This is a genomic window from Sphingomonas sp. UYAg733 (assembly GCF_054057355.1).
The window spans coordinates 21,827-37,366 of sequence record NZ_JBSRZE010000002.1; the positions used below are offsets into that span (position 1 = coordinate 21,827).

General features: G+C 62.2%; 15 protein-coding genes and 1 pseudogene. 9 read left to right on the forward strand and 7 right to left on the reverse strand.

All coding sequences use genetic code 11. The features are described 5' to 3' along the window. Positions 1-111: 111 nt before the first annotated feature. Positions 112-2,712 (forward strand): M1 family metallopeptidase, encoded by a 2,601-nt coding sequence (locus ACVWZA_RS05090; RefSeq protein WP_457310092.1) that lies wholly within the window; start codon positions 112-114, stop codon positions 2,710-2,712. Positions 2,713-2,854: 142 nt separating this feature from the next. Here ACVWZA_RS05090 and ACVWZA_RS05095 read toward each other — a convergent pair whose 3' ends face one another. The 4 genes from ACVWZA_RS05095 to ACVWZA_RS05110 form a co-directional block, all read right to left on the reverse strand. After that, positions 2,855-3,259, reverse strand: a complete 405-nt coding sequence (locus tag ACVWZA_RS05095; RefSeq protein ID WP_457310093.1) for a BLUF domain-containing protein — start codon at positions 3,257-3,259, stop codon at positions 2,855-2,857. An 89-nt stretch (positions 3,260-3,348) separates the two neighbouring features. After that, positions 3,349-3,873, reverse strand: coding sequence for a gamma carbonic anhydrase family protein (locus ACVWZA_RS05100; RefSeq protein ID WP_457310094.1), 525 nt, complete (start codon positions 3,871-3,873; stop codon positions 3,349-3,351). 88 nt (positions 3,874-3,961) lie between these two features. After that, positions 3,962-6,316, reverse strand: a complete 2,355-nt coding sequence (locus ACVWZA_RS05105) for a putative bifunctional diguanylate cyclase/phosphodiesterase (RefSeq protein ID WP_457310095.1) — start codon at positions 6,314-6,316, stop codon at positions 3,962-3,964. Positions 6,317-6,324: 8 nt separating this feature from the next. Beyond that, positions 6,325-6,933, reverse strand: a complete 609-nt coding sequence (locus tag ACVWZA_RS05110; protein WP_457310096.1) for a methylamine utilization protein — start codon at positions 6,931-6,933, stop codon at positions 6,325-6,327. A gap of 179 nt (positions 6,934-7,112) precedes the next feature. Between ACVWZA_RS05110 and ACVWZA_RS05115 the strand changes: the two genes are divergently transcribed. Next, on the forward strand, positions 7,113-7,928 hold the full coding sequence (locus tag ACVWZA_RS05115) for a DUF3034 family protein (protein ID WP_457310097.1): 816 nt from the start codon (positions 7,113-7,115) through the stop codon (positions 7,926-7,928). Between the two features lie 9 nt (positions 7,929-7,937). Continuing rightward, the gene (locus tag ACVWZA_RS05120) at positions 7,938-8,405 is read left to right on the forward strand and encodes a group I truncated hemoglobin (protein ID WP_457310098.1); all 468 of its coding nucleotides are present in this window, start codon (positions 7,938-7,940) and stop codon (positions 8,403-8,405) included. A gap of 2 nt (positions 8,406-8,407) precedes the next feature. On the opposite strand, the gene ACVWZA_RS05125 is transcribed toward ACVWZA_RS05120, so the two are convergent. Beyond that, a complete protein-coding gene (locus tag ACVWZA_RS05125) occupies positions 8,408-10,207 on the reverse strand; it encodes a cation:proton antiporter domain-containing protein (protein WP_457310100.1) in 1,800 nt (599 codons plus the stop codon). Between the two features lie 38 nt (positions 10,208-10,245). Here ACVWZA_RS05125 and ACVWZA_RS05130 point away from each other — a divergent pair, with 38 nt between their 5' ends. Genes ACVWZA_RS05130 through ACVWZA_RS05140 form a run of 3 tightly spaced genes read left to right on the forward strand, consistent with a single transcriptional unit; the run spans position 10,246 to position 11,171 of the window. Further along, on the forward strand, positions 10,246-10,437 hold the full coding sequence (locus ACVWZA_RS05130; protein ID WP_457310101.1) for an FAD-dependent monooxygenase: 192 nt from the start codon (positions 10,246-10,248) through the stop codon (positions 10,435-10,437). Positions 10,438-10,491: 54 nt separating this feature from the next. After that, positions 10,492-10,740 carry a hypothetical protein gene (locus tag ACVWZA_RS05135; RefSeq protein WP_457310102.1) on the forward strand — a complete coding sequence of 83 codons (249 nt, stop codon included), beginning with the start codon at positions 10,492-10,494 and terminating at the stop codon, positions 10,738-10,740. Then, positions 10,737-11,171, forward strand: a complete 435-nt coding sequence (locus tag ACVWZA_RS05140; protein WP_457310103.1) for an FAD-dependent monooxygenase — start codon at positions 10,737-10,739, stop codon at positions 11,169-11,171. The genes ACVWZA_RS05135 and ACVWZA_RS05140 overlap by 4 nt, the downstream gene beginning before the upstream one ends. Here the strand turns inward: ACVWZA_RS05140 and ACVWZA_RS05145 are convergent. After that, complete coding sequence (locus ACVWZA_RS05145) at positions 11,164-11,364, reverse strand: hypothetical protein (protein WP_457310104.1); 201 nt, start codon at positions 11,362-11,364, stop codon at positions 11,164-11,166. The two genes, ACVWZA_RS05140 and ACVWZA_RS05145, sit on opposite strands and share 8 nt — an antisense overlap. Before the next feature lie 38 nt (positions 11,365-11,402). Further along, the gene (locus ACVWZA_RS05150) at positions 11,403-12,614 is read right to left on the reverse strand and encodes an NADP-dependent isocitrate dehydrogenase (protein WP_457310105.1); all 1,212 of its coding nucleotides are present in this window, start codon (positions 12,612-12,614) and stop codon (positions 11,403-11,405) included. 172 nt (positions 12,615-12,786) lie between these two features. On the opposite strand from ACVWZA_RS05150, the gene ACVWZA_RS05155 reads away from it, so the two are divergent. The 3 genes and pseudogenes from ACVWZA_RS05155 to rpsB form a co-directional block, all read left to right on the forward strand. Then, complete coding sequence (locus tag ACVWZA_RS05155) at positions 12,787-13,515, forward strand: phosphatidylserine decarboxylase (protein WP_457310106.1); 729 nt, start codon at positions 12,787-12,789, stop codon at positions 13,513-13,515. A gap of 33 nt (positions 13,516-13,548) precedes the next feature. Then, positions 13,549-14,352 (forward strand): CDP-diacylglycerol--serine O-phosphatidyltransferase, encoded by an 804-nt coding sequence (gene pssA / locus ACVWZA_RS05160; RefSeq protein WP_457310107.1) that lies wholly within the window; start codon positions 13,549-13,551, stop codon positions 14,350-14,352. A gap of 418 nt (positions 14,353-14,770) precedes the next feature. Further along, positions 14,771-15,526 (forward strand): annotated as a pseudogene (gene rpsB, locus ACVWZA_RS05165) (30S ribosomal protein S2); the annotation flags it as partial. Between the last annotated feature and the right edge of the window lie 14 nt (positions 15,527-15,540).

The window sequence follows — 15,540 nt, forward strand, 5'->3', positions numbered from 1 at the left end:
AACTTAAATGCCTGTCCAGCCATTGGCCGGCCCTAAGTTGGCGTTGCGCTTGCCAAGCTATCTGAACGTATTACTGGGGCAATACACGAGATAATATATCCAGAGGTTGCCATGAAGCTCGCTCCTGTTGCTCACGCTACGGCGTTGTTGTTGCTGTCCGTTTCCACCTCCGCGCTTGCTGCGGGACGATTGCCGACCAACGTCGTGCCGACCGCCTATGACATCACCGTCAGGCCCGATGCCAAGGCCATGACCTTCACCGGCATGGAGACGATCAAGGTCGAGGTGAACGAACCGACGACGACAGTCATCCTCAACGCCGTCGATCTGGTTGTCGATTCAGCGACCTTCGACGGTGTCGCCGTGACGGTGAGGCAGGACGAGGAAGCACAATTGCTGACCGTGACGCTGCCCAAGATCGCGAGTAAAGGCGCGCATACGCTGAAATTCACCTGGAGCGGCAAGATCAACGAATCGCCGCTCGGCATGTTCGCGATCGACTATAAGAACCCCGATGGCAGCGCCGCCCGGATGCTTGCCACGCAGTTCGAGGCACCCGATGCGCGTCGTTTCGCGCCGATGTGGGACGAGCCGTCGTTCAAGGCGACCTTCACGCTGTCGGCCGAAGCGCCGGCCGACCAGCTCGCCTTTTCCAACATGCCGGCGACCACGGTCGGCAAACCGGTTGGGGGCAAGAAGCTCTATCGTTTCGCGACCACGCCGAAAATGTCGAGCTATCTGCTGTTCCTCGGCATGGGCGACATGGAACGACGCACGGTGATGGCCGGCAAGACCGAGATCGGCATCATTACGCGGCGCGGCGTGGGCGAGCAGGGCCAATATTCGCTCGACGCCGCCAAGCGGTTGCTGACCTACTATAACGATTATTTCGGCCAGCCTTATCCTCTGCCCAAGCTCGACATGATCGCCGGACCCGGCGGCAGCCAGACCTTCGGCGCGATGGAAAATTGGGGCGCGATCTTCTATTTCGAACAGGAATTGCTGTTCGACCCGAAGCGCGCGACCGAGAGCAACCGCCAGCGCATCTATACCGTCGTGGCGCATGAGATGGCGCATCAATGGTTCGGCGACCTCGTCACCATGGCGTGGTGGGACGACCTTTGGCTCAATGAGGGCTTCGCGTCATGGATGGAGGGCAAGGCCAGCGCCGACCTTAATCCAAGCTGGAATGCCATGACCGCGCTGGTCGGCAGCGAGCGCGAGTTCGCTCTGGGCGCCGATGCGACCGCCGCGACCCACCCGATCATCCGCAAGATCGAAACGGTCGACCAGATCAGCCAGGCGTTCGACGGCATCACCTACCAGAAGGGACAGGCGGTGATCGGCATGGTCGAATCGACGCTGGGGCCGGATGTCTTCCGCGACGGCATCCGCCGCTACATGGCGAAGTACAAATACGGCAACACCGTCACCGATCAGCTCTGGGCTGAACTCGCTGTCGCCGCGGGCAAGCCGGTGGCGGATATCGCGCATGACTTCACCCTGCAGGGCGGCGTGCCGCTCATCACGTTGACCGGGGCAAGTTGCCGCAACGGCACGACCATAGCGACATTGACCCAGGGGCGCTTCGGTCTCGATGCCGCGTCGAAAAAGCCGCAGACCTGGCGCGTGCCGTTGAAAATCGGCGTGGTCGGTCAAGACGCGACGAGCACGATCATACAAGGCGCCGCTCCCGCGACCGTGAGCGTCAAGGGTTGCGGCACGCGGATCCTCAATCAGGGCAAGGGCAGCTATCTGCGCGGCAAATATGACGCGACCAGCCATGCCGCGATCGTGCGCGATTTCCGTAATGTGGCGCTGGCCGACCGCCTCGGTACGCTGGGCGACGATTATGCGCTGGCGATGAGCGGCGACCAGGACCTCTCGCTTTATCTCGCGTTGACCGGTGCGGTTCCGGTCGATGCCGATCCGCTCGAATGGGATATGGTGTCGGGCCAGCTGCTGCGTCTTGCCAACCGGTTCGAGGATACACCGCTGGAGGCGTCGCTTAACGCCCGCAACATGGCGACGCTCGCCCCGGTGATGAAGCGCATCGGCTATGAAGCAAAGCCGGGAGAATTGGCGTTGGTGACCAATATGCGCGAGAATTTGATTGGCGGCCTGGGCGGCATCGGTGATCCCGGCATCGCGGCAATGGCACGGCGTTACATCGCGGCGCTCGCCACCGATGCGAACGCGATCCCGCCGGCAATTCGCGCGCCGATCCTGCGTACCTATGCGATCAATGCGACGGCACCCGAATGGGAAGCGCTGCTGGCGATCACGCGCGCCGAAAAGAACCCGGTCGCGCGCAACAGCTATATCCGGTTGCTCGGCGGCACGCGCGATGTCGCACTGGCGCAGCGTGCGCTCGACCTGATCAAGACCGACGAGTTCAGCGCACCGCAAAAGGCCAGCCTGTTGCGCAGTGTATCGACCCGGCATCCCGATCTTGCGGTCGATTTCGCGCTCGCCAATCTCGTGTTGGTCGATGGTTTCACCGAAACGAGCAATCGTTCGACCTATATTCCCGGGCTCGGTGCGGGGTCCGACGATCCGGCGATGCCGGCGAAGCTGACCGCATTTGCCGAGAAAAACCTGCCCGAAGCGGCGCGCGAAGGTGCCGCGCGGGTGGTTGCCGGCATGGCGGCGCGACATGCCGTGACCGATCGGTTGCGCCCGGCGGTCGAGGCCTGGGCAGCGGGCAAGTAAAACCGCTTACCACGCCGCGTCGAACAGCGTTTTTGCGCCGGCGCGGCTGCGAGCCGAAGATATTGTTTCGCGCGCCGACCCGCGCGCCGAGTTCGGCAGCGGTGTGCCATGGCCAGCACGGATCGTCGATCAAACCATATCGTCAGGTCTGTACGCCGCCGTCGGTCGCGATCAATCGATGGACATACTCTCTGACCTCTTCGGAGGCCTGGGAGAGCAGGCGTTGGATTTTCGCATCATACACGTCAGCAGGTTCTCCGGCCCGCCGTTGCATCATGCCCCAGCCACCGAATTCCCGCATGTCGATCGGCACATCGACAAGGATCCTGATATCGCGATGCCTTGTATCCCGCAGGATGCGATCAAAAGTCGCCTCGACGCTCGCCTTTGGGCCTTCGATCACTTGCATGAAATGCGTGCCGTCCGACCATAAAAGGCCAGTGATGCCGTCGATGGCATTATTGTGGCGCGATTGCTCCAGGATGACGGTGAGGTCGGCCTTCCCGCCGGGCGCGGTGCAGACGCTGACATAGAGTATTTGCCGCACGGTTCCTGCCCTCCTGCCGATGCTCAGTGTATTCGATCGGGCCTCGTTCGTAATTGCGGCAGATCAAAGGGAAGTCGAGCCTTCTCGGTTCAATCGACGCGCTTCAGCCCCGTCGCGCAGCCATGTGCCTTGTCGATATAATGCTTGGCCGAGATCAGCAGCATGGCCTGTGCATTATCGTCGAGTTCCCGAATCGCGCGCGCCGGGCTGCCGACGATCAGGCTACCGGCGGGGAAGGTCTTGCCTTCGGTCACCAGCGCGCCCGCGCCGACGATGCAACCATCGGCGATGACCGCGTGGTTTAGGACGATCGCCCCCATGCCGATCAGCACGCGGTCGCCGATGGTGCAGCCATGCAGGATCGCCCGATGCCCGACCGTGCAGTCGGCACCGATGGTCAGCGGCGCCCCCGCATCCGAATGGCACACCGCGCCTTCCTGAATGTTGCTGCGCGGGCCGACGATCATTGGCGTGTTGTCGCCGCGGATAACAGCACCGAACCAGACGCTTGCATCCTCGCCGAGCAGTACCTCACCGATCAGGTCGGCGCTTGGCGCGACCCAGGCGCCGGGGGCGAGGTGCGGACGTTTTCCGTCGATTTCATAGAGCGGCATCGTCGATCTCCCTGTCCACGTTGCTTAAGAGCTACGAGACGGCCGCGCAAACTGACCGTTGGAGGGGCGAAGAGCCCGTGATGACAGTTCAGGCCACCGCCGACATCGACCCGCGCAGCATGTCCATCACGGCATTGGCTTCGATCGGGCGGCTGAACCAATAGCCCTGGATGCTCGAACAACCCTGGCCGCGCAGTTCGTCAAGCTGGTCACGGTCCTCCACGCCTTCGGCGGTGGTTTCCATTTTGAGCGCCTTGGCGAGATCGACGATCGCGTGGACGATTGCGGCCGAGCTCGCATCTTGCGCGACGCTGTCGACGAACGACTTGTCGATCTTGATCTTGTCGAACGGAAAGCTGCGCAGATAGCTGAGCGACGAATAACCGGTGCCAAAATCGTCGAGCGCGATGCGGATGCCCAGCGCACGGAGCTGATGGAGCAGCGTAAGTACCGATTCCTCACCTTCCAGGAAGATCGATTCGGTGATTTCGACCTCCAGCCGATTGGGTGCGATGCCGCTGCGGGTCAGCGCCTGAAAAACGATGTTGGAGAAACCCGAATTGCGGAACTGCAGCGGCGAGACATTGACCGCGATGCGGACATGTTCGGGCCATTCGCTGGCCTGACGACAAGCCTCATGCATTACCCATTCGCCGATCGCAACGATCAGGCCGGTATCTTCCGCGACCGGAATGAATTCGACCGGCGTGACGTTGCCGCGGGTCGGATGTTCCCAGCGCAGCAGCGATTCGAAACAGCCGATGCGATCCTGGGCAAGGTCGAAGATCGGCTGGTAATTGAGACGGAACTGGCCGCTGTGCAGCGCTTCACGCAAGTCCAGTTCGAGCTGGCGTCGCTTCCGCGCGGCAGCGTCGAGCGCCGGTTCAAAGAACCGGAACACGCCGCGCCCGTCTTGCTTGGCGCGATACAGTGCCAAGTCGGCACTTTTGAGCAGTATATCGGGATCGGCCCCGTTGCCCGGGCCAATCGCGATGCCGATACTGGCTCCGGTTGCGATCTGATGCCCGTCGACGCGGACTGGTTCGCGGAGGCGGTCTAGAATCGCCTGGGCGATCGCACGTGGACGATCATGATCGCCTCGATCAGCGAGGATAATGGCAAACTCGTCGCCACCGAGCCGTGAAACCGTACCGTCGGTGACGAGGTGGGTCAGCATCGTGCCGACCTGGCGCAGCAGAGAATCACCAATCGGATGTCCGAGTGTGTCGTTGACGCCCTTGAACCCGTCGAGATCGAGGCACAGCACCGCGACCTTTTCGGCCATGCGCGGCGCGCGCAGCAGAGCGGCATCGAGTTGCTGGCGAAAATAGGTGCGGTTGGGCAGGCCGGTCAGTGAATCGTGGAACGCGAGGTGAGTGATGCGGTGCTCACGCTCGACGATACCTGCCGACATCAGGTTGAAGCTTTCCGCCAGTCGCCCGATCTCGTCCGAACCCTCGACCTTCAATTCGGCTCGCGAACCCTCTTCGAGCGCCTTGGCGGCGGCGTCGAGGGCAGCGATCGGCCGGGCGATATCGTTGGCGAGACGGCGGCTGCCGACCAGCACCAGGATCAAACCGATCAAGCCCGCCAGCGCGATGCCCAACTGCAGCGAGGCGTAAGAGGCGAGCGCCTTTTCGAGTGGATAGCTGAGCAGCAATGCCGCTTCGGGCGCCGCGCCGCGTCCGGCGAGCGGCTTGGCCAGCGCGAAGGCCTGGCCCTGTGGCAAAGCGAGCGTGGTGGGGGCGTTGGTCGATACGCCGCCACCAACAAAGGAATCGATCGCCGCGTCGGGCTGGATCGTGCCGTCGCGCGATACCCAATGCCCGTCGCCGCGCCGTTGCAGCATCGTCGCGGTCAGCGGAATCGCCGAGAGCTTTTCCAACGCCCGCATTTCGGTCGCGTCGAGCGGTACCGCGAAGATCACCCAACCGATTTCGGTCGGCGCGAGGATCGGCGAAACGATCAGGCGATAGACGCCATCCCGCGATGCGATCACCGAATCCCTACGGTCGTCGGCCAGAGTGAATGGCAGTTTGGCGACGATCGCACGCAAATCTGCCGGGCCGCTGCCCAGCACATCCCCAGCCTGATCGACGACAAAGGCGTTGGCGACACCCGCACGCTCGCGCAAATTACCCACTGCGGATTCGATCGTCGGCCGGTCACCGCTTGCCACCGCTGCGCGAAAGCCGAAATCGCGCGCGAGTACATCGGCCGACCCCGCCAGGGATTTGGCGCGCAACGCCCAGATCCGATCATAGACCTGGCCGCTGGTCGCCAGTTCGGCACGCACGCTGCTTTGCGCGTGGCTACGGATCATCACTTGCCCGACGACGGCCACGACGAGCAGCGCAACGGCGAACAGCGCAGCGTAGAGCACCGCTAGACGATTGCGCAGATTGCGGAAGCGAAACAGCTTCCGGTTCGCAAAAATTGGCATATCGCGGTTCAACGACCGCGCATGGTATAGGTGGTCGTGAAGCCGCTCGCCGCAATCGTTACGCTTTGCGTCAAAATGTTGTCGGGCGCGCGAACCGAAGGATGCCAGATGCGGATGTTCGCGCCGCCGGCGGGGACATTGGCGATCGTCACATGACCGTTCGCATCGGTCTGCATCGCATAAGGCGTATCGACCACCACGACGAAGCCGTTCATCGCGTCATGGATATTGCAGCCGAGCGCGATCACCCCCGGCTTGTCGAACACGATGCTGCGGGACTCGTCCTTGCCGTAGAGTTTCAGATCGAACTTCTTCGCCCTGGAGAAAGAATAGACATGGTGGCGCACCTTGTCGCGGTTGGGGAAGGACACGCTCGACCCGACGGGCACGATCAGGATGTGCGGATCGAAGGCGATGTTGCGTTGCGCCATTGCCGTGCCCCAGGAAAAGTGAATCGGCCCCGCCGCTTTTTTGGGTGTGTCGATGAACACCACGGCGCCGGCGAGCGGTTTCCCATCGACACCGCGCACATCAATATTGGCGGTGGCGGCGAATGCCGGAACTGCGGCGAGGAACGGGGCTAGCGCAAGAAGTGCAACGGGAACAGGGTGGGGCATGGCTCGTGCATAGCGACGGTCTGATTGCGACCGGGTAAATATGTTGTTTACGTAAAAACAACCATAACGGCGATAACGGATCACGGTCTTGACCTGGTCGGAGCGCCTTGATGCCTGTAAATTGCGTAACTAGGGCCATCTTCGCCGCCCTATTTGCATACCTGGCAGTATCGCCCGCTATGGCGAGTGACCTGCGCCAGGGTGGAAAGCTACTGCTGACCGGCGGCGTATCGAGCATCGAAGGTGCGGCCGGTGGCGGCCTTGCCAACTGGGCGTTGATTGCCGGCAACGAAACCGACGCCGGCATCGGCGCGAGCGCCCATGTCACCTATGTCGCGCTGCCCGATTTCGACCTGACAAGCTTTGGCGGAGCGATCGGTTACAAGGATCGTGTCGAACTATCCTATGCGCATCAGAGTTTCGACACCCGCGATGCTGGTGCCGCGCTCGGCCTGGGCCGGGGGTTCAAGTTCAGTCAGGATGTATTCGGCGCCAAGGTCCGCGTCGTTGGGGACGCTGTGTACGATCAGGATAAATTGCTGCCCCAGATATCGATAGGCGTGCAGCACAAGCGTGCGTCGCAAGATGATATCATCCGCGCCGTGGGCGGCAAAAAAGCGAACGGCACCGATTTCTACGTCGCGGCGACCAAGGTGATCCTGTCGAAAAGCATGGTGGTCAACGCCACACTTCGCTTCACCAAGGCCAACCAGACCGGCTTGCTTGGCTTTGGCGGCGACCTGAACGATAAATATAAACCGCAGTTCGAGGGGTCGGCGGGGGTATTGTTGTCACGCAACCTGCTGGTCGGCGCGGAGTATCGCACCAAGCCAAGCAACCTCGGCTTTGCCAGGGAAAATGACGCCAAAGACCTGTTCGCCGCGTGGCAGGTGACGCGGAACGTCGCGATCACTGCGGCCTATGCCGATATGGGCGACATCGCGACCGTGAAGCGCCAGCGCGGCGCCTTCCTGTCACTCCAGACCAGTTTCTGAGGGATCATCATGTTCAGCCTGTTGCTCATCGCCGCCCTTTCGTTCCAGGCCGCTCCGCAAGAGGATCCGGTCGATCCCTATGTGCAGAGCAACGCCAATGCCGGCGCGACGCCATTCGCTGGCGACGATATGCTGAAGGCGTTTCACGGCAAGGCTGGGATCGACCGTCTGGTCGACGACTTTGTCGATCGCAATATCGCCGATCCGCGCATTGGCGATATCTTCAAGGGCCAGGACATCGTCCGCCTGCGCCGCACGCTGAAGGAGCAGTTCTGCTACATCCTCAACGGTGGTTGCGACTACACCGGACGTGACATGAAATCGTCGCACAAGGATCTGGGCATCCAGGCGGCGGACATGGGGGCGCTGGTAGAAAATCTGCAGGCTACGATGCGCAAGGAAGACATTCCGTTCTTTGCGCAGAACCGCTTTCTCGCCAAGCTTGCGTCGATGAAGCGCGATACCGTCGAGCGCTAGGTTTAGTTGGAGTTTTCGCCCAGCGTGACAGGCCCGCTCGCCTTGCGCGCGCGGCGCAACCGGGGCTCGCGCTCCAGGCTTGCCGCCGCCATGATCTCCTTGCGCAACTCGTCGCGCTTCTCGTGGATCGAGGCGATCACCGGGCCGATCGCAACGCCGAGGTCGACCAGTACGGCTTCCGATAATTGCAGCGAGCTTTCGAGCGTTTCGGGCACCGCATCGGTGGCGCCGGCGCGGTAGAGTTCGGCGGCATGCGCAGTGTCACGCGCGCGCGCGACAATGGTCAGCCCCGGCACCCAGCCGCGTACGCGCCGCGTAAGTCGGACAGATAGAACGGGATCGTCCATCGTCAGAATCAGCGCCTTGGCGCGGCCGAGATTGAGGCGATCGACCAGTTCAGCGCGCGACACATCGCCAAAGATCACCGGATAGCCCTCGGCGCGTGCCGCCGACACCGCATCGATGTCCGCCTCGACCGCAATGAACGGCTGATTATGCACCTTGAGCATGTCCGCGACCATGCGCCCAACGCGGCCGAAGCCGATCACCACCGTGCCCGGACCCTCGGCCGGAATCTCTGCCTCGCTGGTATCGCTCTTGTCGCGCTGTTCGATACCCTTGGCGACCTTCTTGCCCAACTGCGCGAGCAGCGGCGTGATGGTCAGGCCGATCGCGGTTACGGTTTGCCAGAAGTTTGCGGTCGACGCCTGGATCAGTTGCGCCTGACCCGCGGCCCCAAGCACGATCAGCGTTGTTTCCGACGGGCTCGCCATCAGCACACCGACTTCGGCCGCGACGCCATTGCGGATGCCGGCGACCTTGAGCAGTCCAAAGGTCACCGCCGTCTTGACCGCGACGACACCGGAAATGGCGAGCAACAGGCTCGGCCAGTTTTCCAGAATCAGCCTGATGTCGAGGCTCATGCCCACAGTGATCAGGAACACGCCGAGGGCGAGACCCTTGAACGGCGCGGTGATGACCTCGACCTCGCTATGATATTCCGTTTCCGCGATCAACAGACCGGCAAGCAGGGCGCCGACGATCGGCGACAGACCGGCTGCGGTGGTCGCCAGGCTGGCGACGATGACGACCAACAGCGATGCGGCCAGGAAAAGCTCCGGACTCTTGGTCCGTGCCGCCTGGGCGAACAGCCTGGGCAAGAGGATGCGCCCGGCGACGAAGATCACCGCTATGGTGAACAGTCCCCGCATGGCGACGCCGGCAATCCCGCTAAGCCGGTCGCCTGCCGCGCTCGGTGCCAGTGCGGCTAGCGCGAAGATGATCGGCACGAGCGCCAGATCTTCGAACAGGAGCATCGCGAAAGAGGTTTTGCCAACCGGGCTCGCCGTCCCGGCGATTGGTAGCACCAGCGCGGTTGAGGACAGTGCAAGCGCCAGACCCAGCGCACCCGCGCCGGCCCAGCTCTGACCGAGCAGGTGGAGCGCCATGCCGATGCAGATGGCGGAACCCAGCAACTGCGCGGCGCCGGTGCCGAACACCAGCTGCCGCATCGCCCAGAGCCGCTTGAGCGAGAGTTCCAGCCCGATCGAAAAGAGCAGCAGGATGATGCCGAATTCGGCGAACGGTTCGATCGAATGTGCGTCCGAGATCGTGATGTAATACAGCCACGGATGGTCGTGAACGAGCATGCCCAGGCCCGACGGACCAACCAGGAGGCCGACCAGAATGAAGCCGATGACCGGGCTGATCTTGAAACGCGCAAATGCCGGGATGACGATTCCCGCCGCGCCGAGGATAACGAGGGCGTCGCTGAAACCGGTGTTGCTGAGGGGTGAAGCCATGCGTGCATCTAGTCGTAACGCTGCCGATTTGTCAGCCGATGACTGAGGAAAATTCCGATCTGGCGATTATCGACGGCGGTCCGGCGGGCATGATGGCCGGGCCGTTGTTCGCGCGCGCGGGGGTCAGCGCGGGGGTCAGGACGCTGGTGCTGGAGAAATATGGCGATTTCCTGCGCGATTTTCGCGGCGATACCGTCCATCCGCGGCACCGGCGTCCGCGCGAAAGATGACGCCGTGATTCGCATTTCCGCACCGGGCTGCCACTGACGACGGTCGGGGCGCCGATGGACCTGTTCTGGTTTCGCATTCCCAAGTTGGCGCAGCCCGACAATGACAGCATGGGCGTGTTCGACACGGGGCTGCTGTTCGTGCTGATCGACCGCGGCGATTATTGGCAGTGCGCCTTCGTCATCGCCAAGGGCGGGGCAGAGAAGATCAGGGCCGAAGGACTCGACGCTTTCCTGCGGCGCGTCCGCGCCGTCGGCCCGGAAACCGCGGCGGTGGAGCAAGGCATCAAGAGCTGGACGATGTGAAGCTGCTCACGGTAACGGTCGATCGGCTCGAAAGCTGGCATCGCCCCGGCTTGCTGGTGATCGGCGATGCGGCACACGTCATGTCGCCGATCGCCGGGGTCGGCATCAAGCTGGCGGGGCAGGATGCAGTTGCGGCGGCCAATGCGCTGGCTGGGCAGCTGGCGGACGGCATGGCGATCGATGCGCTGCTGCAGAAAGTGGAAGATCGCAGCATGTTCCCGAACAAGCTTGCTCAGGGTTTCCAGCGTGCGATCCAAGACCGCTTCATCCAGCCGCTGCTGGCGAGCACGACACCGATGACCAAACCACCGCTCGCCGCTCGATTGCTCGATGCGGTGCCGTTGCCACGGCGTAGTCCGGCGCGGGTCTGGGCGTCGGCGTCCGGCCGGAATCTGTCCGGTCGCCGGACGCCGGGAAAGCGGGTTAGTTAAAGCCGCCCATCTGATTGTCAGCGAACAGCCGGACGATTCCGCGCGGCGAAGAAATTGGCACCCGCAGCAACCCTCCCGCCATATCGCCACGGCGTCCGACGCCGTTCTGCGCATGATTGGCCGCTATGATCGCCGCCGTGATCGCGGGAGCATTGGGGGTGAAGCGGGTATTCGCCTCGCTCAGTTCAGGCATGCTTCACCCCCCAATTTATGTTGATTACCGCGTGACGTTCAGCCCATCGCGGTTTCGAGATTGACGCGCACAGCTTCGAAAAACTGCTCGGTCGTCATCCAGGGCTGCTCCGGGCCGATCAGGATCGCGAGATCTTTGGTCATCTTGCCGCTTTCGACGGTGTCGATGCAGATTTTTTCGAGCAGTTCGGCGAACTCGGTCACTTCCGGCGTGCCGTCGAACTTGCCGCGATATTTCAGGCCGCCGGTCCACGCGAAGATCGACGCGATCGGGTTGGTCGAGGTCGCCTTGCCCTGTTCGTGCATGCGGAAGTGGCGCGTGACGGTGCCGTGCGCGGCTTCCGCCTCGACCGTCTTGCCATCGGGCGTGAGCAGCACCGAGGTCATCAGCCCGAGCGAGCCAAAACCCTGCGCGACCTGATCCGATTGCACGTCGCCATCGTAATTCTTGCAGGCCCAGACGAACTCGCCATGCCATTTGAGCGCCGATGCAACCATATCGTCGATCAAGCGATGCTCATAGACGATATTCGCTTCCTTGAACTTGTCCTTGAATTCACTTTCGAAAACTTCCGCAAAGAGGTCCTTGAAGCGGCCGTCATACGCCTTGAGAATGGTGTTCTTGGTCGAAAGATAGACCGGCCAGCCGAGGTTGAGGCCGTAGTGCATCGACGCACGCGCGAAATCGCGGATCGAATCGTCGAGATTATACATCGCCATCGCGACGCCCGACGAAGGAAACTGGAACACCTCCTCATCGATCACGGTGCCGTCATCGCCCTCGAACACAAGGCGCAGCTTGCCTGGACCGGGAATGCGATAATCCGTCGCGCGATACTGGTCGCCGAAAGCATGACGGCCGACCACGATCGGATGAGTCCAGCCTGGAATCAAGCGGGGCACGTTCTTCATTACGATCGGCTCGCGGAACACGACGCCGCCCAGAATGTTGCGGATCGTGCCGTTGGGCGACTTCCACATCTTCTTCAGGCCGAATTCCTTGACCCGGTCTTCGTCCGGCGTGATCGTCGCGCACTTCACGCCGACGCCGTATTTCTGGATCGCCTTGGCCGATTCGACCGTGATCTTGTCATCGGTCTCGTCGCGCTTGCCGATCCCAAGGTCGTAATATTCCAGATCGATATCGAGATAGGGGAGGATGAGCCGCTCGCGAATCCACTGCCAGATGATCCGCGTCATCTCGTCGCCGTCGATCTCCACGACAGGCGTCTTCACCTTGATCTTCGCCATCGATACTCTTTCCGTAAGGGGAGGTTTGGTCCTAGCTCTAGATTGGGCGTCTAGGAGCAAGGATGGCCGCGATCAACCTCGGCACGCCAGAGAAATGGTCATGACAGCCATGAAGTGGCCGATCGCACGCTGGAGCGTTGTCACCTTGCACTGCGATGGGTAGAACAACGCCATGTCATCACTTGATAAGCCGCCGCTGGCGAACCCGACCGTCAAATGGCGTTTTCCCGATATGCACCCTGAGGGGCGCAAATATGTCCTGATCGCGTGCGTGTTTGTCGTGTTGTCGCTGATCTTCTGGGATTTCATCACCTGGCCGTTGATTGGCCTGACGATCTGGGTCGTATCCTTCTTCCGCGATCCCGTTCGCGTGACACCGACGGGGGAGGGGTTGATCATCGCCCCTGCCGATGGCTTGATCACTATGATCGAGCGCGTCCCCGTGCCGCGCGAACTGGCCGGGGAGAACGGTCTTGGCGATGTACCGCTCCTCCGCGTGTCGATTTTCATGTCGGTGTTCGACGTGCACATCAACCGCACCCCGATCGCAGGTACGATCCGCCAGGTCGTCTATATTTCGGGCAAATTCCTCAATGCTGATCTCGACAAGGCGAGCGAGGAGAATGAGCGCCAGCATATCGTGGTCGAAGGTCGCGATGGGCGGCGCGTCGGCATGACTCAGATCGCCGGTTTGGTCGCGCGGCGTATCCTGGGTTTCGTCAAACCCGGCGACATGGTCGCGACCGGCCAGCGCGTCGGCCTGATCCGATTCGGCAGCCGGGTCGATGTCTATCTGCCCGACGACGTTCCGTGTCAGGTGGCGCTGGGGCAGCGCAGTATTGCGGGTGAGACGGTCTTGGGCAGGGTCGGTGGTGTCGTGCCGACCGGCATTGCCCAATGACTTGTGCGACGCGGTCTTGAAGGGTCAGCATCGATGAGCCGTCCTGCACGGCAATTGTCGCGCGGTTTGCCGCTGCGTGCCGTCGCGCCCAACGCGGTCACCGCTCTGGCCTTATGCTGCGGCTTGACCGCCATCCGCTACGCGATTTCGCAGAATTGGGAGATTGCGGTCACGCTGATCCTGATCGCGGGCGTGCTCGACGGCATCGACGGACGCATAGCCCGGATGCTCCATGGCGAGAGCAGGTTCGGCGCCGAACTCGATTCGCTGGCCGATGCGATCTCGTTCGGCGTATCGCCGGCGCTGATCATCTATCTCTGGTCGCTCAACGCCTTGCCGCGCATCGGCTGGCTTTGCTCGCTGGTTCTGGCGGTCTTCTGCGCATTGCGCCTCGCCCGGTTTAACGCCAATATCGATGTTACGGAGCAACCTCACAAATCGGCGGGGTTCCTGACCGGCGTTCCGGCACCGGCCGCCGCGGCAATGGCTCTGTTGCCGCTATTCATGTGGTTCTGGACCGGCGAGCCGCTGTTCCAGTCGCCCTATCTCGTTGCGCCCTGGGTCGCGATGGTCGCGTTGTTGATGGTGTCGAGCGTGGCGACCTATTCGTGGAGCTCGCTCAAACTGCGCCGGAACATCCGCTTCGAAGCGCTGGCAGTCGTGGTGATCGTCGGAGCGGCGATGGTGTCGGCACCCTGGCACACGCTCTCATTCCTGTGCATCGCCTATATCGTCTCGCTGCCGTTCAGCATCACTTCCTACGCCCGGGTCAGGCGGCTGCGCGCATCGCAACCGGTGTCACCGGTCGCGACCGTGCCGCCAGCCGTCGATCCCTGACCGTCAGGCGATGGGTGGAGGCGAGGATCGGATCTTCGCGTCCCGACAGGATCGCGACGATCCGCGGCATCGCTGGCATCAGGGTGAATGCGAACACCGCGAGAGCAGCAGCAAAAGCGCCAGCGAAAACCAATAGTCCGACGAACGTCATCATTGCCCAGCTCCCTGAAATTTGGGCCACAGTTGGACTGCGCTAATCGTATCAGCGCCGTTCCGTTTCCGTGTCCGCCTTACGAACCCTTTATGTTCCACTCATGTTCCGCATGTCAACACTTGATTTGCGGATCGGTGTCGGATAGAGGGCGCGCCTTCACACCGCATGGGAAGCACACATCGCCGGTGTCCGCCAAGCTCGCCCATTGGGTTCGCTCGACGGATTACTCGCTTCCCAGAGGCTCAACCGGAAAGGAACTATCTTATGGCGGCACCTGTCGTCTCCATGCAGCAATTGCTCGAAACGGGCGCGCATTTCGGCCACCAGACGCATCGCTGGAACCCGAAGATGAAGCCATACATCTTTGGCGACCGTAACGGCGTCCACATCCTCGACCTGTCGCAGACCGTGCCGCTGTTCGCGCGCGCTCTCGAATTCGTTGCCGCCTCGACCGCTGCCGGTGGAAAGGTTCTGTTTGTCGGCACCAAGCGCCAGGCACAGGAGCCCGTCGCGGACGCAGCGCGCCGTTCGGGTCAGCATTTCGTCAACCATCGCTGGCTGGGCGGAATGCTCACCAACTGGAAGACTATTTCGGGCTCGATCAAGCGCCTCAAGACGCTCGAAGAGCAGCTGACCGGCGACACGCACGGCCTGACCAAGAAGGAAGTGCTGCAGCTCACCCGCGAGAAGGACAAGCTCGAGCTTTCGCTCGGCGGTATCCGCGACATGGGCGGCATCCCCGACGTGATGTTCGTGATCGACGCGAACAAGGAAGAGCTGGCGATCAAGGAAGCCAACACGCTGGGTATCCCGGTCGTCGCGATCCTCGATTCGAACGTCTCGCCCGACGGCATCGCATTCCCGGTTCCGGCGAATGACGACGCGAGCCGCGCGATTCGCCTGTACTGCGAAGCGATTGCGATCGCCGCGACTCGTGGTGGCCAAGAGCAGCAGCAGCGCCGTGGCGTCGATGTCGGCGCAATGGACGCGCCGCCGGTCGAGGAAGTACTGACCGTCGCACCGGCCGCAGAAGA